We start from the raw sequence: 26,584 nt of genomic DNA on the forward strand, positions 1-26,584 counted from the left end.
GCTCATTATTCTAAACACCCCAATCTCAAAAGAGGTTGGGGTGTTTTTTTATAGCAAGAAATCAATCAGAAAAGAATTATTTAAATATAGAGCTACAAATCATTTTTGGATGCTTGCTCGATTCTATTAGATTGAAAATTGAACTAAACGGCAGAATATTATAAAACTATAAAAAATTAGAAATAGGAAAAATGAAATGGAATATAAAGGAAGTTGCCATTGTGGTCAGGTAAAGTTTGCCGCGGAAGGTGAGCTAACAGAAGCCTTATCTTGTAATTGTTCTATCTGCCAAAAGAAAGGGTCTTTACTTTGGTTCCTGCCGACTAATCAGGTTACCGTTACTTTAGATTCTCCTGATATTTTAGCGAGTTACACTTTTAACAAGCATGTGATTAATCATCATTTCTGTAAAAATTGCGGTATTCATCCCTATGCCCAAGGTATAGATGCCCAAGATAATTCGATCTTTGCGATTAATGTTAGATGTATAGATGATATTGATTTAGAAAAGTTAAAAATAAATTATTTTGATGGGCGTTCTGTTTAATAACTATAAGGTTTATTCAATGATGACTAAAAAACAATTAACTTCAAAACAAATAGATATGTTGCTTGAATTATTAAAAAATAGATTTGAAAAGAATATACATCGACATAAAGAAATTGATTGGACGAATGTGCGAGCTAAACTCATTGAGTCTCCAGATAAACTATGGACATTGCAAGAAATGGAGAATACTGGGGGAGAGCCAGACCTTGTAGCGTATAACAAGCAAAAAGATGAATATTTATTCGTCGATTGTTCTGCTGAAACCCCCAAAGGTCGTAGAAGCCTTTGCTATGACCGAGAGGCCTTAGAATCTAGAAAAGATCAGCCTCCTAAAAATAGCGCAATAGACTTAGTCCAAGAAATAGGGGCTGAACTCCTAACAGAAGAGCAATATCACCAATTACAACAGCTCGGGGAGTTTGATCTAAAAACATCAAGCTGGCTTGCTACTCCAGAGGAAATTCGAAAATTAGGAGGAGCTCTTTTTGCGGACCGTCGCTATGGTCGAGTCTTCATCTATCACAATGGAGCCCAGTCATATTATGCAGCTCGTGGTTTTCGCTGCTGTTTAAGGGTATAGGTCTTGCAATCAACTCGATCGTTTGGATTTGATATTTTATGCCAAGAAAATGGAGATTCTTGCAACTTTTGACGGATGGTAAACATGACAAGATATGTTCTGGAATTAAATAAAAACATCAGGACATTTCTAAAAATGCAGCTCAATCCAATTTACTATAATGAACAACATATAGCTTTTGCCGATAATGTTCGTAGATTTGTACAAAAAGAAATGGCACCTTTCGTTAATGAATGGGATGAGGCTGAGACATTCCCAAGAGAACTTTATAAAAAGGCTGCCGAAATTGGATTACTAGGTCTAGGTTTTTCAGAAGAATATGGTGGTATTCCAGATGCAGATCCATTCTATTCATTACTGGCTGGTATCGAAATGGCAAAGGCGGGTTCAGGTGGGGTGCATATCTCGCTCATGGTCCATACCATTGGCGCCCCTCCCATTCAGCACTTTGGGAGTGAGGAGTTAAAGGCTAGAGTTCTGCCAGGTGTTATTTCCGGTGAGAAAATTTCGGCTTTAGCGATTACAGAACCTGGTGGTGGTTCAGATGTTGCTGCATTACAGACTAAAGCTGTCAGAGATGGGGATTATTATATTGTTTCGGGCGAGAAAACATTTATTACATCGGGAATTCGTGCAGACTATTATACAGTTGCAGTGCGTACTGATCCGACAAAATCGGGTGCAGAAGGCATTTCAATGTTACTCATTGATGCACATAGTGAAGGTATTACTAAAACGCCTTTGAAGAAAATGGGATGGTGGGCATCAGATACGGCACATTTGCATTTTGATCAAGTACGAGTACCTGCATCAAATCTACTTGGCAAAGAAAATGCCGGTTTTAAAGTTATTATGAATAACTTTAATATGGAGCGGTTTTTCTTGGGAGTAGTCGCTTATGGGTATGCATTAGTCTGTTATGAAGAAGCTTTAGAGTGGGCACAGCAACGTAAAACTTTTGGTAAGCGATTAATTGATCATCAAGTAGTACGCCATAAATTGGTAGATATGGCAACCCAACTGACCTCAACGCGGGCATTACTTGAAGAAACAGCATGGAAAATGACTCAGCCGAAGTTACAAGGACCTGAGTTGGTGGCGCAAATTTCAATGCTTAAAAATGTTGCGACTCGCACTATGCAATTTTGTGCTGATGCAGCTGTACAAACATTAGGTGGTATGGGCTTTATGCGAGGTACCAAGTCAGAACGTATTTACCGTGAAGTGAAGGTCAATATGATTGGCGGTGGTGCTGAAGAAATTATGAAAGATTTGATTAGTAAACAGCTTGGTTATTAATTCTTATAAGGTGGACTTTGAGCCACCTTTTTTATTTCAAAGCCATTTCCCAAACCATTTCCGTTAACTCATCAATTTTGACTTTACCCTCAGATTTATACCAAGTTACAGTCCATGAAATTGCACCGCCAATTAAGCGTCGCCAAATAAAAGCATCGTGTTTGACTTTACCTTGTGTGCGTAACTTTTCAATGATATCGAGCCAGATTTGCTCATATTCATTACGCATTTTTAAAAGATAATCTTGCTTTTCTTTTGATAGAGCGAACCATTCGTACACCAACACAGCCATGGCTGCACCAGTATCTCCAGTAATTGAGATCAGTTCGGCTTTAATAAGAGCACGTAATTGTTGTTCTGGGTCTGTAGATTGAGTTGCTGCATCATTTAAACGGGCAAGATTATAGATAATGGTCTGTTCCATCACATGAGCGAGGATATCATCTTTACTTTTGAAATGATGAAATAAGCTTCCCGATTGGATTCCAATAAACTGAGCAAGTTCACGAACAGTGGTTTTATCATAGCCTTGCTTATGAAAAAGATAGGCAGCACCGTGCAATAAACGGCCACGTGGACTGTCATCAAAGCAGGGGATATTTGGAATCTGTTCAATTGAGGTGGCAATCATGTGCTCAGTTTGTTCCTTTATCTAAAAGTCTATAGTGGAAATTTTCACTAAATTTCATCGCATTTCAGGTTATTTGCTGAATTTGGAAGATTTGGTCAACATCACAATAACATTTTGCGCTTTACAAACCAAGCGCTTGCTTGGTAATGTTGAGGCTGATTTTTAGACAAAATAATGAGAAATAGAATGGCAAATAATCAGCAGGATGATCATCGAGTCGTAAAAATAGGGTGTGCCTCTGGGTTTTGGGGAGATACCAATACTGCCGCTTTTCAGTTAGTGCATTTGACCGATATTAATTATTTGGTTTTTGATTATTTGTCCGAAATTACCATGTCGATTATGGCAAAAGCGAAGATGGTAGAACCGAAACATGGTTATGCTTTAGATTTTGTCAGCCGAGTCATGGCACCCTTACTAAAAAAAATTGCTGAAAAAAAGATTAAAGTGATTAGTAATGCGGGTGGTGTTAATCCATTGGCTTGTCGGGATGCCTTGCAAAAAATTATTAAAGAGTATGGTCTAGATCTGAAAGTGGCTGTGGTGTTAGGTGATGATCTTTTGCCAAAACATGAGCAGCTAAAATCACAGAATATTCAAGAAATGTTTAGCGGAGAAGCATTGCCAGAACAGGTGGCGAGCAGTAATGCTTATTTAGGCGCGGTTGCTATTCGTGATGCCTTAGACTTAGGCGCCGATATTGTAATTACTGGCCGTGTAGTTGACTCTGCTGTGGTACTTGCACCCTTACTTCATGAATATCAGTGGCCTTTAGATGACTATGACAAATTGGCGCAAGGTTCGTTGGCAGGTCATGTGATTGAATGTGGAGCCCAATGTACGGGTGGTAATTTTACCGATTGGCAATTGGTACAGGGCTTCGACAACATGGGCTTTCCAGTGGTTGAAGTGAGTGAAGATGGCTCATTTGTTGTAACTAAGCCTCAAGGTACGGGTGGTCTGGTTTCTACTGCTACTGTTGCAGAGCAAATTGTTTATGAAATAGGCAATCCTCAAGCATATTTACTACCCGATGTAATTGCTGATTTCAGCCACGTGCATTTAGAGCAAGTGGGGGAGCACCGAGTTCGTGTGACGGGTGCAAAAGGACAAGCACCAACTACACAATATAAAGTCAGCGCGACTTACCCAGATGGATATCGGGTTTTAGTGAGTTTCCTCATTGCAGGACGTAAGGCACCACAAAAAGCACAAGTCATTGCTGATGCGATTTTGACTAAGTGTGAACGTGTTTTAGCAATGCGTTCAGTGCCGCCATTTAGTGAAAAGTCTGTTGAAATTTTAGGTATTGAAAGTACCTATGGCGATCATGCCCAAACATTAAATAGTCGTGAAGTTGTGGTCAAAATAGCTGTAAAACACATGTTTAAAGAAGCATGTATGTTCTTTGCATCTGAAATTGCACAAGCTTCGACAGGTATGGCTCCAGCCTTGGCAGGAATTGTTGGAGGCCGACCCAAAGCATCTCCAGTGATCAAATTATTTTCATTTTTAATTGATAAAAATCAGGTGAATGTTGAAATCGATTTTGATAGCCAACGTCACGCGGTTGAAATTCCACAAGGGGTTTCTACAGAGCAATTGCTTACATTGACGGCAGGTGAAAATGTAGTTTATCAAGGAGATGAAATTGAAGTTCCTTTGATTGAAATTGCGCATGCCCGTAGTGGTGATAAAGGTAATCATAGCAATATTGGCGTGATTGCACGTAAAGCAGACTATTTACCATGGATTCGTGCAGCACTAACTGAACAGTCTGTTGCAAGCTATATGCAACATGTTTTGGATGCTGAGAAAGGGCGAGTAATTCGTTATGAGTTACCGGGTTTAAATGCACTGAATTTTATGTTGGAGAATGCCTTAGGCGGTGGTGGTGTTGCCAGCTTACGTATTGATCCGCAAGGTAAAGCCTTTGCCCAACAGTTATTGGATATGCCTGTTAAAGTTCCGGCACATCTTTTAGAAAAATAAAATGAATGGATGAAACAAAGATGAGTTATCAATCAATATTTAGACCAGATGCTTTCGCCAATAAAGTCATTATTGTGACAGGTGGTGGCTCAGGAATTGGCCGTTGTACTGCACATGAGCTTGCAGCCCTTGGCGCTCAAGTAGTGATTACAGGACGCAAAATTGAAAAATTAGAAAAAGTAAGCCAAGAAATAATAGAAGATGGTGGTTTAGTTCATTTCATTGTTTGTGATAACCGTGAAGAAGAACAAGTGAAAAATATGATTGCCGAAGTGATTGAGAAATTCGGCAAACTCGATGGTTTGGTGAATAATGCGGGCGGCCAGTTTCCGTCAGCTTTAGAGAATATTTCGGCGAATGGTTTCGATGCAGTCGTGCGTAATAATTTACACGCAACTTTCTATCTAATGCGTGAAGCTTATAACCAATGGATGGCTAAACATGGTGGCAGTATTGTCAATATGACTGCTGATATGTGGGGGGGTATGCCGGGAATGGGACATTCTGGTGCTGCGCGTTCAGGGGTTGATAACTTAACTAAAACAGCATCGGTTGAGTGGGGCAAATCTGGTGTTCGTGTAAATGCGGTTGCACCAGGGTGGATTGTGTCATCCGGTATGGATAATTATAGCGGTGATTTTGCCAAGGTAATTATTCCAAGTCTTGCCGGCAATGTACCGTTAAAACGTATGGGAACTGAGTCGGAAGTCTCATCGGCAATTTGTTATTTACTGTCCGATGCTGCGGCTTTTGTGTCAGGTGTAACTTTGCGTATAGATGGCGCTGCATCGCAAGGGACACGCATGTACCCACTAGCCGAAGCAACAAATAGTCAATCTTATAATGGTTTCCACCGCGCGTTTATTCCTGAAATTTTTAAAAAAGATAAGACTGAGAAAGTCGAGCAAAGCAATAATTCAGGCTCGGAGTGAGGAATAAAAAATGACCATTCTTCAATCCGAAATTACTGTTGGTAGTGAACAGTATCAAAAGAATAAAGAGGCACTGCTTGCTCAACTGAATGAAGTCCGTGCAATTCAGCAAAAAAGTATTGATAAATCGTATGCTGCTAAACCGAAGTTTGACAAGAAAGGCAAGATTCTGCCGCATGAGCGTGTACGGTTATTGCTCGATGCCGATTCGCCTTTTGTCGAGCTTTGTGGCTTGGTTGGCTACAACATGCATGATGACAAGGATGGCTCCGAAGCTGGTGGTGGTGTAATTGCTGGCATTGGTTTTGTCAGTGGTGTGCGTTGTCTGGTCTCTGCAAGTAATAGCGCGATTAAAGGCGGGACCATGTCACCTATGGGTGTACAGAAAACTTTGCGTTTGCAAAAAATTGCCTTAAAACAAAAACTCCCGCTGATTACGCTGACCGAAAGTGGCGGTGCTAACTTAAATTATGCAGCTGAAGTATTTACCTATGGTGGTATGACTTTTGCCAATCAGGCACGTTTGTCTGCAGCAGGTATTCCACAACTTGCAGTGGTACATGGGAACGCAACGGCAGGAGGAGCTTATCAACCAGGTCTTTCGGATTATGTCATTGTAGTACGCAAACAAACAGAGATGCTTCTTGCAGGTCCACCTTTACTTCTGGCTGCCACGGGTGAAGTCGCCACAGCGGAGGAATTGGGTGGGGCGGAAATGCATGCACAGGTTGCTGGAACAGCAGAATATTTGGCCGAAAATGATGCTGACGGTATTCGGCTTGCACGTGAAATTTTTGAACACCTCAACTGGAAAGAGCAAATCAAACCAGTTGATGTGACTTATAAAGAGCCTCGTTACGATACCGAGGAACTGTTGGGTGTTATTCCAAGTGATCCTAAACAACCATTTGATATGAAAGAAGTGGTTGCCCGTATTATTGACGATTCAGATTTTCTAGAATTTAAGCAGGAATATGATGATTTAACGGTATGTGGCTGGGCAAAAATTGGAGGCTTGCATATCGGTATTATTACCAATAATGGCCCGATTACGCCTCAAGGAGCAGCGAAAGCAGCTCAGTTTATTCACTTATGTGAACAGACCAACCGTCCGTTATTATTCTTACATAACACTACTGGCTTTATGGTGGGAACCGATGCCGAGCAAAATGGCATTATTAAGCATGGCTCAAAACTGATTCAAGCGGTTGCCAATTGTACTGTACCTAAAATTTCAATCGTTGTGGCAGGGTCATATGGTGCTGGTAACTACGCAATGTGTGGTCGGAGTTTATCGCCAGATTTTATTTTTGCTTGGCCGAACTCGCATGTTGCTGTAATGGGAGCTGCACAGGCCGGAAAGGTACTGCGTATTGTTGCTGAAGGGAAACAAAAAGCTTCCGGGCAGGAACCGAATTCGCAAATGCTCGATTTTCTTGAGCAAAGTACTGCGATGAAATTAGAGCAGCAATCTACCGCGCTTTTCAATACGGCCATGCTACATGATGACGGCATTATTGACCCGCGAGATACCCGAAAATTACTTATTTTTCTTTTAGAAACTATTTATGAAGCACAGCAACGCGAACTAAATCCGACCCGTTTTGGTGTGTCTCGTTTTTAATCAATCTTTACCGTAATTAAAAAAATTAATAGGAACAACGCCATGAAATTTACTGCCGAACATGAAGCATTACGTCGCACAGCGCGTCAATTTGTTGAAAATGAACTGAATCCACATATTCCAGAATGGGAAGAAGCTGGACGTTTCCCGATCCACGATGTATTTAAAAAGATGGGTGATCTTGGTCTATTGGGGATTTGTAAGCCTGAGGAAAATGGTGGTTTGGCTTTAGATTACTCTTATAACTTGGTTGTTGCTGAAGAAATTGGACGCGCAGCTTGCGGCGGTGTGCCTTTAGCCATTGGTGTACAAACCGATATGGCAACACCTGCTTTGGCGCGTTTTGGTAGCAAAGAATTACGTGATGAGTTTTTAACACCAGCCATTGCTGGAGAATATGTTGCCTCAATTGCGGTATCGGAAGTGCATGCTGGTTCGGATGTTGCTGCTATTAAAACGACTGCTAAAAAAGATGGCGATGACTATGTCATTAACGGCAGCAAAATGTGGATTACCAACTCACTGCAGGCCGATTTCTTCTGTCTTTTAGCCAACACATCTGACGATAAACCACATGTTAATAAGTCGATGATTATTGTGCCAGCCAAAACTAAAGGGATTAGTTTTTCAGAGCCGTTAAATAAATTAGGGATGCGTTCAACGACCACAGCGCAGGTTTATTTAGACAATGTACGTGTACCTCAGCGTAACTTGGTTGGCGTTGAAGGTATGGGCTTCATGATGCAGATGATGCAATTTCAGGAAGAGCGTTTATGGGCTTGTGCTAATGCGATTGGTGGTTTGGAAAATTTAATTCAAAAGACTATCGCCTATACCAAAGAGCGTACGACGTTTGGTCAACCACTCATCAATAACCAATATATCCATTTTCGTTTTGCCGAACTCATGACTGAAGTAGAAGCGCTTAAAGCTTTAACCTACCAAGCGTGTGAACAGCATATTGCGGGTGAAGATGTGACTAAGCTGGCATCTATGGCAAAGCTCAAAGCAGGCCGTTTAAGCCGTGAAGTTGCCGATAGCTGCTTGCAATATTGGGGCGGCAATGGCTTTATGTGGGATAACCCTGCATCCCAGCTATATCGTGATGGTCGTTTAGGCTCTATTGGGGGTGGCGCAGATGAGATTATGTTAGGGATTATCTGTAAGTTGATGGATATCTTGCCAAAAAAACAAAAATAAGGAATCAGCAATGACACTTTCAGCATCGCTTCAAGCTTTAGATATTGATGACAGTATTCAATTAGAACAAGACGGCAGTATTTTATATCTTTGGTTAAACCGACCGGAGAGCCGTAATGCCATGAACTTGAATATGGTCAATGCAATTCAACAAGTCTTTAATGCCATACGCGATGACCTTTCAATTCGCGCGGTCATCATCCGTGGTGAGGGCGGGACTTTTTGTGCGGGAGGTGACATTAAAGATATGGCTGCTTTACGCGTTGAAGCAACTCATGTCGGTAGTCTACAACCTTATGCTGATTTTAACCGCCGTTTTGGTGCCATGCTTGAGCAAGTTGAAACTGCACCACAGACTGTTGTGGTCATTTTAGAAGGTGCGGTATTAGGTGGAGGCTTTGGGCTGGCATGTGTTTCTGATGTTGCCATTAGCCGTGATAATGCGCAGTTTGGTTTACCTGAAACTGGGCTTGGTGTGATTCCTGCACAAATTGCTCCTTTTGTGGTGAAACGTATTGGCCTGACTCAGGCACGCCGACTGGCTTTACTCGGCATGCGTTTTGAAGGGCATACAGCACTGAGTGTCGGTGTGGTTCATCAAATTGCACATAATGAAATTGAACTTGAGCAAGCTTTAGAGGAAACCATTCAACACATTAAACGAGCAGCTCCTCAAGCTTCACGTGTGACTAAAGCATTGTTACATCGAACACTCAATGAACCTTTAAATGAGTTGCTAGATGATGCTGCACAGCAGTTTGCTCAAGCGGTTGGTGGTGCTGAAGGACAAGAAGGAACAATGGCTTTTATCCAGAAAAGGTTACCAAATTGGGCCGATGAATCATAAAAGATAAGGATAAAAATAATGAAATTTTCAAAAATACTGGTTGCCAATCGTGGTGAAATTGCAGTTCGCGTGATGCAAACAGCCAAGGCAATGGGTTACCAAACCGTCGCAGTTTATTCCGATGCAGACCGTAATGCTCGCCATGTGCAAGAGGCTGATGAAGCTGTTTATATTGGTGCTTCAAAAGTATCAGAGTCTTATCTCTCCATCGCTAAAATTATTGAAGCTTGCAAAAAAACAGGGGCGGATGCAGTTCACCCCGGCTATGGTTTTTTGTCAGAAAATACTGATTTTGCTCAGGCATGTATCGACAACCAGATTACATTTATTGGGCCTACCGCTTCTGCAATTGAGTTAATGGGCAGTAAACGCCTTTCAAAAATCGCCATGATTGAGGCGGGCGTCCCTTGTGTGCCGGGCTATGAAGGTGACCGACAAGATCTCGAATATTTAGCAACTCAAGCTGAGCAGATTGGCTTTCCAATTATGGTCAAAGCTTCTGCGGGTGGCGGCGGTCGTGGCATGCGTTTGGTACAGCAAGTATCCGAGTTGTTTGAGGCATTACAAACCGCACGTTCAGAAGCTGAAAATGCTTTTGGTTCTGGCGAGCTCATTTTAGAAAAAGCAGTCATTGCTCCACGCCATGTCGAAATTCAGGTTTTTGGTGATACACATGGTAATTATGTGTATTTGTTTGAGCGCGATTGTTCAATCCAGCGCCGTCATCAGAAGGTTGTTGAAGAGGCACCGTGTCCAGTGATGACGCCTGAACTACGTCAGCAAATGGGCGAGGCAGCTGTAGCAGCGGCAAAAGCATGTGCTTATGTTGGGGCAGGTACAGTTGAGTTTTTGCTAGATGCATCGGGTGCATTTTACTTTTTGGAGATGAATACCCGTTTGCAGGTAGAACATCCGGTCACTGAGCTTATTACAGGGTTGGATTTAGTTGAATGGCAGTTACGTGTGGCGAATGGTGAGCAGTTACCTTTAAAGCAACAGGAATTGACCTTAAATGGACATGCGATCGAAGTACGTTTGTATGCAGAAGACCCACGTCAGGACTTTTTGCCACAAACAGGAAAAATTTTACGTTGGAAGCCTGCAACCTTGCCAAATGTGCGAATTGATCATGGCATGTTAGCAACTGATGAAGTCAGTCCATTTTACGATCCGATGGTAGCAAAGGTAATTGCATACGGTAAAACCCGTGAGGATGCGATTCGCTTACTGGCTCGTGCAGTCGATGATAGTGTTTTACTTGGAGTGAATAGTAATAAACAGTTCTTGGTCAATTTACTGCGCCATCCAGTTGTTGTTACAGGGGATACCAATACAGCATTTATCCAACAGCATTTCCAAAATGATCCCAGCTTACACCATCAGGTTTTATCTTTAGAAACCTTAGCAATTGCTGCGGCATTATTTAGCCAAAGTAAATGTACTACAGTGTGGCAAACTGGGCTTGGTGTGCCATTACCGTTAAAATTACAAACTGCCGATCAGCAAATTCAATTGCAGCTTTCATCTGTAAATAACACATTCACGGTACAGTTCTGTGATCAAGTAGTTTGTATTGATGTGCTTGAGAAAACGCCAGAGCAACTAGTTTACTTAATTGATGGTGTACGTCGCTGTGTGCAGTATGTATTAGATAGTGATCAGCTTTATCTAGATCGAGATAATGGCAATGTTTTGATACGCAATATGACTTACGCTGCACCAGAAGCTACCGATGTAGCGGGAGATGGCAAGATTCGATCACCGATGGATGGGGCTGTAGTGAATATCCTAGTCAATGAAGGCGATCAAGTAGTAAAGGGCCAAACATTATTGATTCTTGAAGCCATGAAAATTCAGCAACAGATTAAATCTGATGTGGATGGTGTAGTCGATGAAATTTTAGGTCAGCAAGGTCAACAAGTGAAAAAACGGCAAATGCTATTTAGTATCCAAATTTAAGAGAAGAGCAATTGTGGTTACTAGTAATCACTATTGATTTATAGAAGATGATTATTTAAATCAAAAAAGGGAACATACGTTCCCTTTAATTATAAAAAACAAAATTATACAAGCTGTGTATACATACAATAGAGATAGCCTAAAATAGCTAAAGCAACAAGAGGAGCGATAACTTTTGACCATCCAGGAATAAAAGTTTCGATAGGTTGCTCTTCAACATGTAAATCTTCATGATGTGGTTGGGCTTGGTGAACCATTTGGTTGAACTCCTTCATTGTTGCATCCAATGATAGCTCTTCTTGTCCAACAGGTTTAGAACCAATGAGCTCTGTTAGATGGTTTGTTGACCAAACCCAATCTTCAGCTTGGCCAGATAAATGTTCAACTTGCCCTAAAATGAGCTCTTTTAAACCACTTTGGCCGAAACCACCAGTCTCATCAAGTTGATTAAGTTCTGTTAACTGTAATGCTAGAATCTCAGAAATACTTTGCTCAAGTTCAGAATTTTTTAAAACTGACTTATTGTGTTTTGACGTAGTTAGATGACGTGCAACTTCTTGAATATACAATGGATCGGCAGTTTTGATTTCATGATAAATTTTATTGTCGTCCTGACGCCATAAGCTGATTAATTTACCAAGCGTCAATATATTCACTTCGTCAATCAGCTTATTTTTCTCATTGGCTGGATATTGATTTAAAAGCTGAGGCTTTTGAATTTTTATTTGCTCAGCAAAGTATTGGACTAAATCAAATGCCATACTTTATTCCTCTAAAATTAATCTAAAATTCTTAATGTTGGCTTTTTCTTGGTTGGTTCAGATGTTTCTTGTGTTTCCGAGTCTAACTTATCTTCTACAGGCGCTACATTGGCATATTCTTCAGGGTCAAAGAATAAACCTTGTCCATTTTCACGTGCATAAATACCTAAAACTGCTTGGATAGGTACGTAAATATCTTTGGAAACGCCGCCAAAACGTGCTGAAAATGTAATCGCATCATTGCTAATGAGTAGTTGATGTACCGCATGAGGCACAATGTTTAAAACAATTTGTCCATCTTTCACAAACTGTTGTGGTACATCAGTGTGCGGTTGTGTTGCATCAACGAGTAAATAAGGTGTGAGTTGATTGTCACAAATCCATTCATAGATTGCACGAGCAAGATAAGGACGTGTAGGGGTTAATTCAATAGTTTGCTCAGACATATCACACTATTCCATATTTAATAGTTCATTGTAACGGGTTTTCTCTTGGGGCGTCATGGATTTAACAAAAGAAGGGCGGCTAAAGATACGTTTACAATACAAAAATATAGGTCGACACTGCTGCTTTGGTAAATCAATTCCCATGCTATTAAGTCTCACAAAAATTGGAGCAAGCATACAGTCCAGGATTGAAAAATTTTCGGACATAAAATAAGGGAAATGCTGAAATAAAGGGGTAAGTGATATTAAGGTGTCACGCAATTCTTTTTGTGCTTTTTGTTTTTGTTCTATATTTAACGTATCTGCATGTCTGAGCATATGATCGGCCAACTTAAACCAATCATTTTCAAGACGCCAAATATATTGGCGTTGCTCTGCACGTGCCATAGGGGCATCGGCATATAGTTTATTCTGACGATATCGGTCATCGAGATACTCAGCAATGATAGGTGCTGAAAATAATTTAAGATTTTGCTCAACCAGCATTGGCAATTGATTATAAGGATTTAGGCTTGCCAGATCTTCATCTTCGTGATCAGTCACGATTAATTGATATTTAATTTGTTTTTCTGCCAATAAAAAACGGATCCAGTGTGAACGGAAATCATCAGCATGGCTGTAAAGGGTAATTCCCTGAATTGAGGTGTTTTCGACCGACATATCACAAGGTATGGTTGTGTGAATCGGTTAGAATACTAAAAATATGCGTGGAAATCACGGTGACAAAGATAGAGTTTCATATATTTATCTGTTTCACTCATCTACAAAATGAATATGCAATAAAAAAGCCTTGGGAAAACCAAGGCTTTTTGTCCGATTCGGTAAACGAATTAACGTTTAGAGAATTGAGGACGTTTACGAGCTTTACGTAAACCAAGTTTCTTACGTTCAACTTCACGAGCATCACGAGTAACGAAACCAGCTTGACGAAGAACAGGTTTTAAAGTTTCGTCAGCAGCGATAAGTGCACGAGTAATACCGTGACGGATCGCACCAGCTTGACCACCGATACCACCACCTTTAACAGTGATGTAAAGGTCATATTTTTCAGTAGCTTCTAAAAGCTCTAAAGGTTGACGAACAACCATACGAGCAGTTTCACGACCGAAATATTGCTCTAAAGTACGGTTGTTAATAACGAGTTTGCCTGTACCAGCTGACAAGAAAACACGTGCAGTTGCGGTCTTACGGCGACCTGTACCATAATTAGTAGCCATGTGCTGTATCCCTTAGATGTCCAAAACTTGTGGCTGTTGAGCAGCGTGTGGATGCTCGCTACCAGCGTACACTTTCATCTTCTTGATCATTGCATAACCAAGAGGACCTTTTGGCAACATGCCTTTAACAGCACGTTCAAAGATTTCTTCAGGTTTGTGAGCAACTAATTTTTCGAAATTAGTTTCTTTTAAACCGCCTGGGAATTCAGTGTGGCGATAGTATTTCTTGTCAAGCGCTTTGTTACCAGTCACTTGAACTTGTTCAGCATTGATAACGATGATGTAGTCACCAGTGTCAACGTGAGGAGTATAAGAAGTTTTGTGCTTACCGCGTAAACGACGTGCAATTTCAGTCGCTAAACGACCAAGAGTTTTACCTGTAGCATCAACAACGAACCAATCGTGTTGTACTTCAGCAGGCTTTGCGCTGAGAGTTTTCATTCAAACACTACCTATTATAGTTGGTTTGAGCTAGACATCGCTCAAACAAAAAGGAGACGAGATTCTAAACGAGTTTGTTGTCAATCACAAGAAAAATCCCATATAAGCTACATAATTTTATCCCTAATCCGATGAATGTAGGATATGTTAAAATAATTCAAATTTTAGAGATGTGTCGGGGGTGATTGTGCTGCCTTTATATGTCACTTCCGGTGAACCTGCCGGTATTGGTCCAGATATTTGTTTAAGTCTGGCAAAACGGGTTGATGAACGTCCTGTTGTGGTTTTGGCTGATCGAAATCTAGTACAACAACGCGCTCAAAAGCTTGGTCTAGACGTTAAATTTTTAGAGTATAGCGGACAAGCTGAATCGTCTTTGCAAGGCGAGCTTTATATAGAACATGTACCCCTAGAAACTATAGTCGTTGATGGACAGCTTAATGCTGCTAATGCCGCTTATGTATTAGAGCAATTACGTCGCTCAGCTGATTATGCTATGTCTGGTAAGAGCGTCGGTGTAACCACTGCTCCTGTTCAAAAGTCGGTGATTAATGATGCAGGGATTTTATTTAGTGGACATACTGAATATTATCAAGAATTTGCAGGTGTAGAGCGTGTTGTTATGATGCTGGCAACGAAAACGTTGCGGGTAGCTCTGGTGACAACTCATTTACCATTAAGAGATGTTGCAGATGCAATTACCAAAGAACGCTTGCATCAAGTGATTGATATTTTACTTCACGACTTAAAGACTAAATTTAAAATTAATGATCCTCGAGTCTTAGTATGTGGGTTAAATCCTCATGCAGGCGAAGATGGTTATTTGGGACGTGAAGAGATTGATACGATCAATCCGGTACTTGAGAGCTACCGATCACAGGGAGTTAAATTAAGTTTAAGTTTGCCAGCTGATACTTTATTTACGCCCGAACATCTTAAAAATGCTGACGCTGTTCTTGCGATGTACCATGATCAAGGCTTACCTGTGTTAAAATCACAGGGTTTTGGTGAAGCAATCAATATCACATTGGGCTTACCATTTATTCGGACTTCGGTCGATCATGGTACTGCTCTGTCTTTAGCTGGGACAGGATTGGCAAAAAGCTCAAGTTTAAATGTCGCTGTCGATTTAGCTTTATCCTTGGCAGCGAGTTAAATTTTTCATGTTGGAAATGTTCTATGTATCAAATTAATGCCCTAAACCCGAAAGATGAAGGGCATAAAGCTCGTAAACGTTTTGGTCAAAACTTCTTACATGATCAACGAGTCATTGCCAAAATTGTACGCTCAGTCAATCCGCGTACAGGTGATAATATCGTCGAAATTGGTCCAGGTTTAGCTGCTTTAACTTCTCCTTTAATTGGAGAATGTGATGCATTAACTGTAGTTGAATTAGACCGTGATTTAGCTGCTGGCTTACCTGAACGCGTGCCACATCCAGAACGTTTAACTATCGTAGAAGCTGATGCATTAAAATATGATTTTAGTCAGCTTGTAAAAGATGGGCGTCCATTACGCGTTGTCGGCAATTTGCCTTATAACATTTCTACACCATTACTTTTTCATCTCTTGGAATTTGGTAGCCAAGTTAAAGACATGCACTTCATGTTGCAAAAAGAAGTGGTAGAACGTATTACTGCTGAACCGAATACAAAAGAATATGGCCGTTTATCAGTCATGATCCAATATTATTGTCAGCCTACCTTTTTATTTGAAGTTCCAGCAGGCGCATTTAACCCGCCACCAAAAGTGACAAGTGCAGTATTTCGCTTGGTTCCTTACGAACAAAAACCAATTACGGCGAAAGATGAAAAAGCTTTAGCTCGCTTGGTTGCCCACGTCTTTACTCAGCGCCGTAAAACGCTAAGAAACAGTCTTAAAGGCATGTTGGCAGAGGATGGTTTCGAGAAAGCAGGAGTCGACCCAATGGCTCGTCCAGAAACTTTAACTCTTGCAGAGTTTGTGGCTTTGGCAGATCAAATGGTGGCATAAATGACTAAGCGCTATAACTATGTAATTGGAGATGTGCAAGGTTGTTTTGAGGCACTTAAAGCGCTATTAAAAGAAATACGTTTTGACCCTGATCAAGATTTTATCTGGTTTGCTGGTGACTTGGTTGCACGTGGTGAAAACTCTGTAGGTGCTCTACGTTTTATTAAAAAACTAGCTGATCGAGGGGCTGCTGCTACTGTATTAGGTAATCATGATTTAACCCTGATTGCCGGTGCTCGCGGTCTTAAGGAAATTAAAGAAAAAGATCGCACGCGGGATGTTATTGACGCCGTGGATGGTGATGATCTTATCGATTGGTTACGTAAACAGCCGTTATGTTTATTTCCAAATGAGCAAACAATACTGACGCACGCAGGTGTACCTTGTATTTGGGATGCACAAAAAACTGCTGCATTGGCAAAAGAAGTTGAGGCTGTATTGGCGCATGATGATTTATCTGTGCTAGATGCATTTTTAGCTGAAATGTATGGTTCAAAACCCGATCTTTGGACAGATGATTTGACAGGTAATGAACGTTTACGTTGTATTACCAATTACTTAACTCGTATGCGTTTAACTAATGCAGAAGGGGCTTTGGAGTTTAGTTTTAAAGATACTTTAGATGCACCAATGCCAGAAGGTTATTTACCGTGGTTTGAATTTCCAAGTAAGGCTGCACAAACCCATCAAATATTTTTTGGACATTGGGCTGCTCTAGAGGGTAGAACTATTAGTGAGCACATCCAAAATGTTGATGGTGGTTGTGTATGGGGTAAAAACTTAATTGCTTATCGTCTTGAAGATCAACAAGCTTTTTCTGTGAGCAATCCTGTTATGTAATAAAAAAAAGCCGCTGAAACGGCTTTTTTTATTTTTAAGATATTTATTCTAGGCGAATCCAGATCTGATTACGACCTAAAGCAGATACCCCAAGGTAACCGCGCATGTGTAGACGTTTACCATTTGCACTGAGTTTTGCTTTTAATCCGTAAACTTTACCCGTATTTGGGTCTAGAATTTTTCCACCTGTATAGGTTGAATTATCAGTTTGCTTGAGCCCGGTTGCGATATCTAAGCCTAAAATAGGCTTATTGGTATAAGGCGCAGGACAGTTATCACAAATTTCTTTTGGCGTATAACCTGGGCGCGGTGTAATTTTTACGATTTTACCTGCATAAGTACCATTTGCCTCTTTCCGTATTTCTACATGTGCTTTAGGTGTACCTGTTTTATCATCAATCGTTTGCCAAAGACCTGTAATATCAGCTGCAAAAGTAGCTGTATTTATTCCCACTAGGAGCAAAGCTCCAACAAAAAATTTCCCCATAATCAAAAAATCCTTTTAGATTTGAAAGGTCCATCTTATTTGTAATTAATAACGGGTTCAATGTTTATTTAAACTACTTTTTAATCAGTGTATTCCAAAAGATAACATGAAGGTTGGTAGCCAAATAGCAGTAAATACACCGTTTAATGCCATACCAAATGCCGCATAACGACCTGCTACAGGTCCACGTTGCCAAGCCTGAGCAGTTCCAATTGCATGTGCAGCTAAGCCTAGAGCTAAACCTGAAGCTCTTTCATCGTGTATATGCTTAAGTAAAAATGGTGAAAATGCTGCACCAATAACTCCGGATAAAATCACAATGAGAGTGACTAATGTCTCTGGAGCATGTAATAAGGTCGCGATGTTTAAAGCAATTGGGGTGGTTACTGCACGTGTAGCAAAAGCCAAAATAGTCGGCTCAGACATATGCAGTAGGTAAGCAAGGCCCATTGGTAAAGCAACGGCACTAATGCTGGCAAAGCATAAAATACCAATCACCGATTTAAGAGGTAAATCGTCATAACGCATTGCAGCCAAAGGTATAGCTAAAGCAACCGTGACATATCCTAATAAATGGCTAAATAAATCATTTACGTAAAGCCGGTATTCTTCATAGGGAACTTTCAAGATTGATAATAGCCCAATGACAATGAACATGCCGAAAACTAAAAGGGGAACTTGAGGAAAGCGGCGGTTTAATGGTTTTGCACAAAGGTAGCCAACTAAAGTGATCAAAAATCCATAAAGAATCATAAACATTTTATTCTCCTTATAACCAATGTTTTGCCATTTTTGCATAGACCCACAAGGGTATAAGGGTGCTCACTACCAAAACAAAAAGAAATAGCGGAATTTCTTTACCCATATGCACCAGCATAATTAAGGAGCCTGCACAAATGGGTAAAAAAGCAAAACCACTTTCTTTCATGACTTTATTGTTAGTATCGACAAGTCTTAGCGGGATTTTCTTAAATTTACGCCAAATGAGTAAAACGATAAGTAAACTAATTAAACCTACCAGATTGCCTAACTCTGGATGACCAAAAGCACGCATAACGACGACTGAGCCTTCGCGAAAACCGATAATAAGTAGTAAAGTTCCTACCCATGCTGCCCAGTCTATACTTTTGATCTTATCCATATTTTTTATCTCTAAAAGTTTACTTATCAAGTTTTAACTGATCTAGTGCTTGATTTCAAACTCTTCCAGTGGTCTTTTAAACTGACTCGCGCGTTCACCTAATATCTCATCTATAGGGAGTTTGGCTTGGCGAATTAACTGCTCAAGCTTATGAGGTGCAATTCGTATATCAATATGTAATAGCCCTTCATCGTCATAATGCTCAGATTGAATGACATTTAAAGCATAAAGTTGAGTACGCAATTTGCCATAAGCAGGTTTAAGTACCAATGAGAAGTGTTGAAGTTGTCCCATTAGACATTCTTGTACGGCTTGGCGAAGTAAATCTAGACCTAACCCTGAGTGTGCAGATACATAAACACGATCTGGAACATGGGGCTCTGAATAAATAATTTTCGCTTCTTCGCCACTCAAATCAATTTTGTTATAAACACGAAGTACGGGTGCATCCGCGCCAATTTCCTTCAATACACCTTCAACGGCTTCAATCTGGTCAAGCATGTCATGACTACTACTATCGATGACATGTAAAAGCAGGGTAGCTTCAAGCGTTTCTTCTAAAGTTGCTTTAAATGATTCGACCAAATCATGTTGTAAGTTTCGTACGAACCCTACAGTATCTGCTAGAACCACCGTACCAATTCCATCCCATTCTAGGCGACGTAAGGTTGGATCAAGTGTTGCAAATAGTTGGTCGGCTGCATACACATCGCTTTTTGCTAAAATATTAAATAAGGTTGATTTACCCGCGTTGGTATAACCAACTAATGAAACAGTTGGGATCGAAGCTTTTTGTCTTGCAGCTCGTCCTTGCATACGGGTTTGATGGACTTTCTCTAACTTATCTTTTAACTGGGTAATACGAACACGAATGAGACGACGGTCTGTTTCGAGTTGTGATTCACCGGGACCGCGTAAACCGATACCACCTTTTTGTTGTTCAAAATCAGCAGACCAACCACGGATTAAACGGGTTGATAAATGTTTTAACTGAGCAAGTTCAACTTGTAATTTACCTTCATGGGTCCGCGCGCGCTGGGCAAAAATATCTAAGATGAGTCCGGTGCGGTCAATAACGCGGCATTTTAAAATCTTTTCTAAATTACGCTCTTGGGCAGGGGTTAATGCATGATCAAAAATAACAAGACTTGCTTCTAAGTCCTGAACTTGTTCTGCAATCTCATCAACTTTACCTGAACCAATAAAAAACTTAGGGTCCGGTTTATTACGTTGAACTTTAATGTGCTCAAGAATATCTGCACCAGCTGACTGTGCAAGTAGAGCAAATTCTTCGGCATCCAGATCATCTAATAATTGTACAGACACACTCACTAATATTGTGCGTTCACCGCCTTGATGCCGATCAACATATTCCACGTGGCTATAAATCCTGAATAGGGTAAAACTTTATTCTAGAGGAAACTTGGACAAAAGGGGAAAGGGTTTACTCTTATTCTTTAGATTAACTACAGCGCATTTTATTTTTATTTGTGTCTATCACACAGCGATGCAAGTTTATTCCGAAACGTATAGAATGGCTCGAGATGGGTATAACAATGATTGATCGTTAGTGAAATTTTATGACTCAAACGCAAAGTATAGTGAATTCAACGTTAAAGAAATTTTCAAAAATAGGTTTATACGGAAAAAAAGTTACTTCAGCGACTGCGGCAATCAGTGAAGGTTTTTACTTAGTTTATCGTCATGGACTTTATAAAGATCCAAATAACCCTGTTAACACTCGATATGTTCAATATTTCTGTCGTCGTTTATGTCAAGTATTTAATCTTGAAGTTCAAGTACATGGCACAATCCCTAGAGAGCCCGCTTTATGGGTGAGTAACCATATTTCTTGGCTTGATATCGCCGTTTTAGGTTCAGGTGCACGTGTCTTCTTCTTAGCTAAAGCCGAGATAGAAAAGTGGCCTATTCTTGGCAATTTGGCGAAAGGTGGGGGCACCTTATTTATTAAACGTGGATCAGGTGACTCCATTAAAATTCGAGAGCAAATTACCGAATTTTTAAAACAAAATATTCCGGTTTTATTTTTCCCTGAAGCGACTACTACAGATGGCCATTCTGTTAAGCGGGTTCATGGTCGTTTACTCGGAGCTGCTATCGAAGCTCAGCGTCCGGTACAGGTATGTTTAATCTGTTACGTAAACCGTCATGGTGAGTTAGATACCGTTGCACCATTTATTGGTGAGATGTCATTCGTTGAGCATATTCAACGTGTGCTAGAAATGCCGAAAGTAACAGCTCATTTACTTACACTTCCTCCTATTTCGGTAGAAGGCCATGATGTAAAAAGTTTGACTCAAGAAGTGCAAGAAAAAATGGTTGAAGGATTGGCTCAATTACATAAAAAAGTACTTAAGCCAAAAAGTTAATTACATAAAACCTTCGAGTGGCAGCCATGATAGTAGTTTCATGCCTGCCTTTTGCCACCATTTCATTTCTGGTTCTTTTTTATAAATTACAGGGCCTTTTGGAGTTTCCTGTTGCCAGTAAATATGATTGTTTGGATCGAGCTTTAATTTATAAGCATATTTGTTTAAGTTTTCATCCATCGTATGGTGAATTGTTTTGGCCAGTGATGGACTATCTAAAATTACGCCAATTTCAGTATTTAAATATGCCGAACGTGGGTCAAAGTTGAATGAACCAATAAAAACCTGTTCATCTAATGCCATAAGTTTGGTGTGTAAACTTGAGCGGCTTAAACCTTTCATGTTTACTTTCGCTTTGGTTGCCAGCTCATCCGTATTCTTATTCAAATCGCGTTTATCTGGAGTCGGTAAAAACTCATACAGTTGAACGCCGTTTTTCAAAAGTTCTTTACGATATTTTCCATAAAACGCATGAACAACAGCTACGTCATTTGCTTTGAATGAGTTTGTTAAAACTCGAACTTCTACACCTTCTTTAGCAAGCGTACTTAAAATTTTAGCGCCTTGCTTTTCTGGAATAAAATAAGCCGAAATCAGGTCAACATTGCTTTCTGGTTTTTCCAAATGGTTAATCAATTGGAAATTTAAATGTTCTTCTTTTTTCGCTTTTGATCTAATTTTATCAGGTGAGTCTTTCACAACCTCTGCTTTAACCCAATCAAATTTAATATTACGGTCTAACCATTTATCAAAAGCATGTGATCTAGAGGTTAAGTCAAGGAAGTTCTGAACGGTGGCTTGTTGATAATGAGCATCAAGTTGTTGTTTTAAGCTTTCATAGCGCAAACGGTGTTGTTGAGCACTGACGATACTTTGGACTGAATATGCATATTCATGATTCCAGTAGTCATCAAAAGAATTCACGATATCATCAACGGCAGCACCAACCAACATGACATCGACGTCAGAAAATTGATAACTGTCGCTGACGTTGTAATACTGATTTGTCATATTGCGCCCACCAATAAGCGCAACCTGATTATCAGCAATAAAGCTCTTGTTATGCATACGACGATTGATACGTTTTAAGTCTAAAATCATATCCATCGCGCGATATTTGCGGAAACGGTAGGGATTAAATAATTTAACTTCAATATTTTTATGTTGAGAAAGCGCAAGTAACACGCCTTCCATCTTTTTAGCATTATTATCGTCAATTAATAAACGTACTTTAACACCACGATCAGCAGCACGAATAATTGCATGTAAAGCTAAAGCACCGACTTTATCGTTATCCCAAATATAGTACTGTAAATCTAAAGTCTTTTCGGCTTTATCAATCAGCCTTAAGCGAGCCGCGAGTGCTTCTAAGGGATCATTTAAAAGATGATAACCCGTTAAATTCGGATTTTTTTCACGTAAAGGCGTAATAATTTTTGAAAGAGAAGTTTGAGATGTATCGATATCTCGTGCGTACTGGATTGGTTCAGGGCTATGTTTGGGTAATGTGCTACAACCTGTCAAAGCCACAGCGAAACTTGAACATACGACTATAGAAGCTTTAATCAAAAAGCCTTTAGCCAGTTGATGAGTTTGAAGCTGTTTGGAATGAAAGGATTGTGCCATAATCAATACATACGATAAGGTGAGCTAGAGTATAATTCGTGCATATTGAAAGATAAATATTGAATTTGATTACTAGCAATCAATATAAGATAAGTCGAGAATCGTAATGTGGAACCCAAATTCAATCATCTTTTGTTTTTACCTTATTTTTTCAATACTTGCTCTCTGGGGAATTATTGAAGCCTGGGTTCATCAATCACGTACTGAAACGATTCATCCATTTAAAGCTTTTGTTCACTTACTTGCTTTTTATCTATCTTATCTTCTTGTTCCACTTTGGTTCTTTAATTTATACGCTGGTTGGATAGGTTATTACTCAATTCATGAAACCATTTTTATCTTTTTATTAAGCGGTATTCTCATTTACGCACGTTTTATAGAGCCACATATGGTACGTGTCGATGTTCACCAATATCGTTTAAACCCAGATCGCCGTTTTGCTAAACCTGTAAAAGTCGCTTTAATTGCAGACTTACATATAGGTCTATTCTCTGGGCATGAACGTCAACTCAAAATCATTGTGAAAAAGCTCAATGAACAACAGCCAGACTTAGTAGTTGTGGCAGGAGATTGGACTTATGAGCCAGAAGATAAGCTAGTACAGGAACTGAGTGTACTTAAAGATATTAAAGCTCCAGTTTATTCAGTTCCAGGGAACCATGACGAGCAATATCCGGGTCCGCCTATTCAACAATTATTAAAAGATGCACTTCACTACAATGATGTAATAGACATTGAAGGAAAAATTGTTGAGTTTGATGAGTTTCGTTTAATCGGGATTGGTGACTTATGGGCAGGGAAAACCGATATGCGTTCAATGCCAGACTTACCTCAAGATAAACCATGGTTAATTCTTTCCCATAACCCCGATACGGTAGATATGGTCCCTAAATTACCTAACCGCCCTTTAATGTTGTCAGGTCATACACATGGAGGGCAGGTCGAACTTCCGTGGGTAACCAACTATATTATGAAAAAAGTATCAATTTTAGGCCATAAACGTGGTTTCTATTCGCATGAACACGCTGATGTATTTGTTACCGTAGGAACAGGTATGGTTGGAATACCATTAAGATTTCGTGTACCGCCTACTATTGATATTATTGAACTTGTATAAAACAAAAAAGCCAATCACAAAGGATTGGCTTTTTTATAATGAGAAATTTAAGGAATAATTACGATAGCAACACGACGATTAATTGCCCGATTTTCATTGGTTGTATTCGGTACATACGGTTGAGTTGAACCACGTCCAATAACGTAAATATTTTCCTTTTTAAAACCGTGAGTCAAAAAGAGGTTCGCAACACTTTGTGCACGTTCTTCAGATAACTTCTGATTGTATTCGGGATTACCTACATCGTCAGTGTGACCAACGATTTTTAATTTATTCAAATCATATTTATTTAATTGATTTGCTAAACGTGTAAGCTCTGCTTCATGACTTTGTTTTAATGTTGCGTCATTAAAATCAAATAATAAGCGTTCTGGTAAACCTAGAGTCCAGCCTTCATTAGTAAGTACAAACCCCTCTTTTTTTAGCATTTTTACTTGACGATATTTCAAAGGACCAAAACTCAAGCAACCTGCAAGCGCAATGCACAGCAATGCAATAAAGGAGAGTTTCAAAGATCTTGTATTCATAAATTAGCCTAAATTTAATTCTCTGGTTTATAAATAAACCAATGTTGCTCAGAAGTCTTAGCCTTATACATCGCTTGATCTGCTTGCATAATAAAATCTTCTGGACTAGACGCAAATTGGGATAAAGCAATCCCTACACTAAAACTGAAATAAATCGTTTGATCATTTAGATGCAAAGGTTCTTTACAGCTTTCGAGTAAATTTTCAGCAATAGATATTAAATGATCGGCATGCGTAATGGAATGCAAAATAACCGCAAATTCATCACCGCCTAAACGGGCAATAAAATCTTGATGACGTAAACGCGTTTGTAACCTTTTCGCCATCTCTTTTAAAACTTCATCACCAGCTAAATGTCCGAACTGATCATTAATTGATTTGAAGTTATTGTTATCTATAAACAATAAGGCTGACTTATTATCAAAATCCTTATCTTCAAACATATCTAATAGTATCTGATAAAAATAATGTCTATTCGGTAATAGGGTCAGCTGGTCATGATGAGCCTGAAACGATAATTTACGATTTTCCTTTTGCAGCTGATTATCCCAAATCTGAATTTCTTCAAGTAGCTCATTAAAAACTGTATTTAGATCTTGAAACTCTTTAATTCGGTTATAAGGAAAACGAAGGTTATAAGCTTTTTGTTCACTCACGATTTGAGCAATATTTGTGAGTGGGTAAATCGCTTGCATAATTTGACGATAAGTCAAATTCACTGACCACCACAATGCACAAACAATAAATAGCATCGCAATAGCAAGGCCGACCATAATCATCTTTAAAAATTGCAATATTTTTTCAGAGCTACCAAAAAGGGTGAGTTCACCTACATTCTGTTGATGATGATAAATCGTCAAATGTACCGGCTCATTTAAAAACCAGTGATCAAACCATTTCTCTAACACCGAAGTTTGACTCGACAACTTAAAACTTTGAGCAATCAGGTGATGTTCAGAGTCATAAATATGAATTGCTCGAATAGAGTGATCATTTGTGTATTCATTTAAGATTTGTTCGATCGTGATCTTATCGTTAAACACAACGGCAGGCTGAATACGCTCAAGAAGAGTATGGCTAAGTAATTGCAAATTTTGTTTTGCATAAGTTTCCATCGTAAAAACGGAAATTGATACAAATGTAAAAGAGCAAATAAAGAAAGTTATAGCAAAGATCGTAAATTGAGACTTTCTAAAAAGTGCATGTAGCGAAGTGGATTGATACAACTTAGATATCATAATCCTTACTCCGCGTTCTTAGCCAAGAGTAAAACCCTTGGATCAATATGGACCTTGGAATGGCTTAATGCATCTAAGTTAACTTTAAAAGTGGTGTAATTATTTTGATTATATAAACAAAAGATACTACCAACTTCACATTCTGGGTTATTAATACTTAAAGAAAGCAAAGAACGATATGGATAATTCTGAATTAAGTTTTGTTGCTGCTGAGGTGGTGTAGTAGAGAAATAAACAGCCTGGCAATGCGATTTAGAAAAATCTTTAGCATTAACGGTTTGTACACGATAATTATAAGATAATTGTTGAATATAAGACTGGAAGGTAGAAGTAATTGATGCATTATCAATTACGCAAAGAGTAGGCGTGCTTACATTCTCCCATTTGCTATAACTTAAAATAGATAAAGTGAGCACATAAAAGTTATGTTTTGAATTGGCATAAGCAGGCCCACTCGTAGCAAACACTACAAGTATGCAAAATAATACTTTCTTAGCGGAGTGCCACATGGTGAGTTAATGCCAAATCAATTGCACGAATAATCTATTCTACATGAAGTTGAATAACTAAAAAAAGTTTAATATCTCATCTAATATCTAGTAAAAAGCCTAAAAAACGACCGCTTGATATGAATTGCTATAAAAAGGGGTTGCAAAGGGTTATTAATGGTCTATAATGCACATCCATCGGCGGTGATGCAGATATAAACTTGTTGAAAAACAGTTACTTGTGATTAGGTTGATTGCT

General features: G+C 39.5%; 28 protein-coding genes. 14 read left to right on the forward strand and 14 right to left on the reverse strand.

All coding sequences use genetic code 11. The annotated features are described in order from the left end of the window. Nucleotides 1-196 precede the first annotated feature (196 nt). The 3 genes from NQ782_RS19260 to NQ782_RS19270 all read left to right on the forward strand — a co-directional run bounded on the left by NQ782_RS19260 (nt 197) and on the right by NQ782_RS19270 (nt 2,429). Nucleotides 197-547, forward strand: a complete 351-nt coding sequence (locus NQ782_RS19260; protein WP_057092915.1) for a GFA family protein — start codon at nt 197-199, stop codon at nt 545-547. A 19-nt stretch (nt 548-566) separates the two neighbouring features. Further along, nucleotides 567-1,130, forward strand: coding sequence for a DUF4256 domain-containing protein (locus NQ782_RS19265; RefSeq protein ID WP_057092913.1), 564 nt, complete (start codon nt 567-569; stop codon nt 1,128-1,130). Nucleotides 1,131-1,265: 135 nt separating this feature from the next. Then, nucleotides 1,266-2,429: an acyl-CoA dehydrogenase family protein gene (locus tag NQ782_RS19270; RefSeq protein ID WP_057092911.1), complete on the forward strand. Its 1,164-nt coding sequence runs from the start codon at nt 1,266-1,268 to the stop codon at nt 2,427-2,429. Nucleotides 2,430-2,460: 31 nt separating this feature from the next. Here NQ782_RS19270 and NQ782_RS19275 read toward each other — a convergent pair whose 3' ends face one another. After that, nucleotides 2,461-3,060: a TetR/AcrR family transcriptional regulator gene (locus tag NQ782_RS19275; protein ID WP_000562187.1), complete on the reverse strand. Its 600-nt coding sequence runs from the start codon at nt 3,058-3,060 to the stop codon at nt 2,461-2,463. A 186-nt stretch (nt 3,061-3,246) separates the two neighbouring features. On the opposite strand from NQ782_RS19275, the gene NQ782_RS19280 reads away from it, so the two are divergent. The 6 genes from NQ782_RS19280 to NQ782_RS19305 are packed head-to-tail and all read left to right on the forward strand — an operon-like array spanning nt 3,247 to nt 11,614. Next, entirely contained in the window at nt 3,247-5,052 is a 1,806-nt protein-coding gene (locus tag NQ782_RS19280) for an acyclic terpene utilization AtuA family protein (protein WP_057092909.1), read from the forward strand. A gap of 20 nt (nt 5,053-5,072) precedes the next feature. Beyond that, complete coding sequence (locus NQ782_RS19285) at nt 5,073-5,984, forward strand: SDR family oxidoreductase (RefSeq protein ID WP_000121939.1); 912 nt, start codon at nt 5,073-5,075, stop codon at nt 5,982-5,984. Nucleotides 5,985-5,994: 10 nt separating this feature from the next. After that, entirely contained in the window at nt 5,995-7,608 is a 1,614-nt protein-coding gene (locus NQ782_RS19290; RefSeq protein ID WP_057092907.1) for an acyl-CoA carboxylase subunit beta, read from the forward strand. Between the two features lie 42 nt (nt 7,609-7,650). Further along, complete coding sequence (locus NQ782_RS19295) at nt 7,651-8,808, forward strand: acyl-CoA dehydrogenase family protein (protein ID WP_000673010.1); 1,158 nt, start codon at nt 7,651-7,653, stop codon at nt 8,806-8,808. Between the two features lie 10 nt (nt 8,809-8,818). Further along, nucleotides 8,819-9,655, forward strand: a complete 837-nt coding sequence (locus tag NQ782_RS19300; RefSeq protein WP_057092905.1) for an enoyl-CoA hydratase/isomerase family protein — start codon at nt 8,819-8,821, stop codon at nt 9,653-9,655. Nucleotides 9,656-9,673: 18 nt separating this feature from the next. Then, nucleotides 9,674-11,614: an acetyl/propionyl/methylcrotonyl-CoA carboxylase subunit alpha gene (locus NQ782_RS19305; protein WP_057092903.1), complete on the forward strand. Its 1,941-nt coding sequence runs from the start codon at nt 9,674-9,676 to the stop codon at nt 11,612-11,614. A gap of 104 nt (nt 11,615-11,718) precedes the next feature. Here the strand turns inward: NQ782_RS19305 and NQ782_RS19310 are convergent, their stop codons facing one another. The 5 genes from NQ782_RS19310 to rplM all read right to left on the reverse strand — a co-directional run bounded on the left by NQ782_RS19310 (nt 11,719) and on the right by rplM (nt 14,479). Next, nucleotides 11,719-12,375 (reverse strand): hypothetical protein, encoded by a 657-nt coding sequence (locus NQ782_RS19310; protein ID WP_057092902.1) that lies wholly within the window; start codon nt 12,373-12,375, stop codon nt 11,719-11,721. Between the two features lie 17 nt (nt 12,376-12,392). Beyond that, complete coding sequence (locus NQ782_RS19315) at nt 12,393-12,821, reverse strand: ClpXP protease specificity-enhancing factor (protein ID WP_000003709.1); 429 nt, start codon at nt 12,819-12,821, stop codon at nt 12,393-12,395. Between the two features lie 6 nt (nt 12,822-12,827). Continuing rightward, nucleotides 12,828-13,481, reverse strand: coding sequence for a glutathione S-transferase N-terminal domain-containing protein (locus NQ782_RS19320; RefSeq protein WP_000110146.1), 654 nt, complete (start codon nt 13,479-13,481; stop codon nt 12,828-12,830). Between the two features lie 170 nt (nt 13,482-13,651). Further along, nucleotides 13,652-14,038 (reverse strand): 30S ribosomal protein S9, encoded by a 387-nt coding sequence (gene rpsI, locus NQ782_RS19325; RefSeq protein ID WP_000224786.1) that lies wholly within the window; start codon nt 14,036-14,038, stop codon nt 13,652-13,654. 12 nt (nt 14,039-14,050) lie between these two features. Next, nucleotides 14,051-14,479 (reverse strand): 50S ribosomal protein L13, encoded by a 429-nt coding sequence (rplM, locus tag NQ782_RS19330; protein ID WP_000854895.1) that lies wholly within the window; start codon nt 14,477-14,479, stop codon nt 14,051-14,053. A gap of 172 nt (nt 14,480-14,651) precedes the next feature. On the opposite strand from rplM, the gene pdxA reads away from it, so the two are divergent. The 3 genes from pdxA to NQ782_RS19345 are packed head-to-tail and all read left to right on the forward strand — an operon-like array spanning nt 14,652 to nt 17,311. Beyond that, complete coding sequence (gene pdxA / locus NQ782_RS19335) at nt 14,652-15,635, forward strand: 4-hydroxythreonine-4-phosphate dehydrogenase PdxA (protein ID WP_085943429.1); 984 nt, start codon at nt 14,652-14,654, stop codon at nt 15,633-15,635. Between the two features lie 23 nt (nt 15,636-15,658). Further along, nucleotides 15,659-16,471: a 16S rRNA (adenine(1518)-N(6)/adenine(1519)-N(6))-dimethyltransferase RsmA gene (rsmA, locus tag NQ782_RS19340; RefSeq protein WP_000284347.1), complete on the forward strand. Its 813-nt coding sequence runs from the start codon at nt 15,659-15,661 to the stop codon at nt 16,469-16,471. Beyond that, on the forward strand, nt 16,472-17,311 hold the full coding sequence (locus tag NQ782_RS19345) for a symmetrical bis(5'-nucleosyl)-tetraphosphatase (protein ID WP_000167246.1): 840 nt from the start codon (nt 16,472-16,474) through the stop codon (nt 17,309-17,311). Nucleotides 17,312-17,354: 43 nt separating this feature from the next. Here NQ782_RS19345 and NQ782_RS19350 read toward each other — a convergent pair whose 3' ends face one another. The 4 genes from NQ782_RS19350 to hflX form a co-directional block, all read right to left on the reverse strand. Then, on the reverse strand, nt 17,355-17,798 hold the full coding sequence (locus NQ782_RS19350; protein ID WP_000514366.1) for a DUF2147 domain-containing protein: 444 nt from the start codon (nt 17,796-17,798) through the stop codon (nt 17,355-17,357). Between the two features lie 84 nt (nt 17,799-17,882). After that, a complete protein-coding gene (locus tag NQ782_RS19355) occupies nt 17,883-18,557 on the reverse strand; it encodes an LrgB family protein (RefSeq protein ID WP_000480818.1) in 675 nt (224 codons plus the stop codon). 10 nt (nt 18,558-18,567) lie between these two features. Continuing rightward, the gene (locus NQ782_RS19360; protein ID WP_000357904.1) at nt 18,568-18,939 is read right to left on the reverse strand and encodes a hypothetical protein; all 372 of its coding nucleotides are present in this window, start codon (nt 18,937-18,939) and stop codon (nt 18,568-18,570) included. A gap of 42 nt (nt 18,940-18,981) precedes the next feature. Next, entirely contained in the window at nt 18,982-20,316 is a 1,335-nt protein-coding gene (gene hflX, locus NQ782_RS19365) for a ribosome rescue GTPase HflX (protein WP_000456884.1), read from the reverse strand. A gap of 203 nt (nt 20,317-20,519) precedes the next feature. Here hflX and NQ782_RS19370 point away from each other — a divergent pair, with 203 nt between their 5' ends. Next, the gene (locus NQ782_RS19370) at nt 20,520-21,329 is read left to right on the forward strand and encodes a 1-acyl-sn-glycerol-3-phosphate acyltransferase (protein WP_000195147.1); all 810 of its coding nucleotides are present in this window, start codon (nt 20,520-20,522) and stop codon (nt 21,327-21,329) included. On the opposite strand, the gene NQ782_RS19375 is transcribed toward NQ782_RS19370, so the two are convergent. After that, the gene (locus NQ782_RS19375) at nt 21,330-22,955 is read right to left on the reverse strand and encodes a phospholipase D family protein (protein ID WP_000079184.1); all 1,626 of its coding nucleotides are present in this window, start codon (nt 22,953-22,955) and stop codon (nt 21,330-21,332) included. It lies immediately after the preceding gene. 106 nt (nt 22,956-23,061) lie between these two features. Between NQ782_RS19375 and NQ782_RS19380 the strand changes: the two genes are divergently transcribed. Further along, nucleotides 23,062-24,072, forward strand: a complete 1,011-nt coding sequence (locus NQ782_RS19380; RefSeq protein WP_057092899.1) for a metallophosphoesterase — start codon at nt 23,062-23,064, stop codon at nt 24,070-24,072. Between the two features lie 47 nt (nt 24,073-24,119). On the opposite strand, the gene NQ782_RS19385 is transcribed toward NQ782_RS19380, so the two are convergent. From NQ782_RS19385 to NQ782_RS19395, 3 genes are read right to left on the reverse strand one after another with little or no spacing between them, the layout of a single operon-like run. Next, entirely contained in the window at nt 24,120-24,599 is a 480-nt protein-coding gene (locus NQ782_RS19385) for an OmpA family protein (protein WP_001097560.1), read from the reverse strand. A gap of 14 nt (nt 24,600-24,613) precedes the next feature. Beyond that, complete coding sequence (locus tag NQ782_RS19390; protein ID WP_002014284.1) at nt 24,614-25,837, reverse strand: diguanylate cyclase domain-containing protein; 1,224 nt, start codon at nt 25,835-25,837, stop codon at nt 24,614-24,616. Between the two features lie 5 nt (nt 25,838-25,842). Beyond that, complete coding sequence (locus NQ782_RS19395; RefSeq protein ID WP_001985194.1) at nt 25,843-26,346, reverse strand: YfiR family protein; 504 nt, start codon at nt 26,344-26,346, stop codon at nt 25,843-25,845. Between the last annotated feature and the right edge of the window lie 238 nt (nt 26,347-26,584).

Source organism: Acinetobacter sp. BD54, assembly GCF_044778325.1.
GTDB lineage: Bacteria > Pseudomonadota > Gammaproteobacteria > Pseudomonadales > Moraxellaceae > Acinetobacter > Acinetobacter baumannii.

Coding starts and splice junctions, on each gene's coding strand:
- NQ782_RS19260 (WP_057092915.1), top strand. CDS start 197: ATGGAATATAAAGGAAGTTGCCATTGTGGTCAGGTAAAGTTTGCCGCG.
- NQ782_RS19265 (WP_057092913.1), top strand. CDS start 567: ATGATGACTAAAAAACAATTAACTTCAAAACAAATAGATATGTTGCTT.
- NQ782_RS19270 (WP_057092911.1), top strand. CDS start 1,266: ATGCAGCTCAATCCAATTTACTATAATGAACAACATATAGCTTTTGCC.
- NQ782_RS19275 (WP_000562187.1), bottom strand. CDS start 3,060: ATGATTGCCACCTCAATTGAACAGATTCCAAATATCCCCTGCTTTGAT.
- NQ782_RS19280 (WP_057092909.1), top strand. CDS start 3,247: ATGGCAAATAATCAGCAGGATGATCATCGAGTCGTAAAAATAGGGTGT.
- NQ782_RS19285 (WP_000121939.1), top strand. CDS start 5,073: ATGAGTTATCAATCAATATTTAGACCAGATGCTTTCGCCAATAAAGTC.
- NQ782_RS19290 (WP_057092907.1), top strand. CDS start 5,995: ATGACCATTCTTCAATCCGAAATTACTGTTGGTAGTGAACAGTATCAA.
- NQ782_RS19295 (WP_000673010.1), top strand. CDS start 7,651: ATGAAATTTACTGCCGAACATGAAGCATTACGTCGCACAGCGCGTCAA.
- NQ782_RS19300 (WP_057092905.1), top strand. CDS start 8,819: ATGACACTTTCAGCATCGCTTCAAGCTTTAGATATTGATGACAGTATT.
- NQ782_RS19305 (WP_057092903.1), top strand. CDS start 9,674: ATGAAATTTTCAAAAATACTGGTTGCCAATCGTGGTGAAATTGCAGTT.
- NQ782_RS19310 (WP_057092902.1), bottom strand. CDS start 12,375: ATGGCATTTGATTTAGTCCAATACTTTGCTGAGCAAATAAAAATTCAA.
- NQ782_RS19315 (WP_000003709.1), bottom strand. CDS start 12,821: ATGTCTGAGCAAACTATTGAATTAACCCCTACACGTCCTTATCTTGCT.
- NQ782_RS19320 (WP_000110146.1), bottom strand. CDS start 13,481: ATGTCGGTCGAAAACACCTCAATTCAGGGAATTACCCTTTACAGCCAT.
- rpsI (WP_000224786.1), bottom strand. CDS start 14,038: ATGGCTACTAATTATGGTACAGGTCGCCGTAAGACCGCAACTGCACGT.
- rplM (WP_000854895.1), bottom strand. CDS start 14,479: ATGAAAACTCTCAGCGCAAAGCCTGCTGAAGTACAACACGATTGGTTC.
- rsmA (WP_000284347.1), top strand. CDS start 15,659: ATGTATCAAATTAATGCCCTAAACCCGAAAGATGAAGGGCATAAAGCT.
- NQ782_RS19345 (WP_000167246.1), top strand. CDS start 16,472: ATGACTAAGCGCTATAACTATGTAATTGGAGATGTGCAAGGTTGTTTT.
- NQ782_RS19350 (WP_000514366.1), bottom strand. CDS start 17,798: ATGGGGAAATTTTTTGTTGGAGCTTTGCTCCTAGTGGGAATAAATACA.
- NQ782_RS19355 (WP_000480818.1), bottom strand. CDS start 18,557: ATGTTTATGATTCTTTATGGATTTTTGATCACTTTAGTTGGCTACCTT.
- NQ782_RS19360 (WP_000357904.1), bottom strand. CDS start 18,939: ATGGATAAGATCAAAAGTATAGACTGGGCAGCATGGGTAGGAACTTTA.
- NQ782_RS19370 (WP_000195147.1), top strand. CDS start 20,520: ATGACTCAAACGCAAAGTATAGTGAATTCAACGTTAAAGAAATTTTCA.
- NQ782_RS19375 (WP_000079184.1), bottom strand. CDS start 22,955: ATGGCACAATCCTTTCATTCCAAACAGCTTCAAACTCATCAACTGGCT.
- NQ782_RS19380 (WP_057092899.1), top strand. CDS start 23,062: ATGTGGAACCCAAATTCAATCATCTTTTGTTTTTACCTTATTTTTTCA.
- NQ782_RS19385 (WP_001097560.1), bottom strand. CDS start 24,599: ATGAATACAAGATCTTTGAAACTCTCCTTTATTGCATTGCTGTGCATT.
- NQ782_RS19390 (WP_002014284.1), bottom strand. CDS start 25,837: ATGATATCTAAGTTGTATCAATCCACTTCGCTACATGCACTTTTTAGA.
- NQ782_RS19395 (WP_001985194.1), bottom strand. CDS start 26,346: ATGTGGCACTCCGCTAAGAAAGTATTATTTTGCATACTTGTAGTGTTT.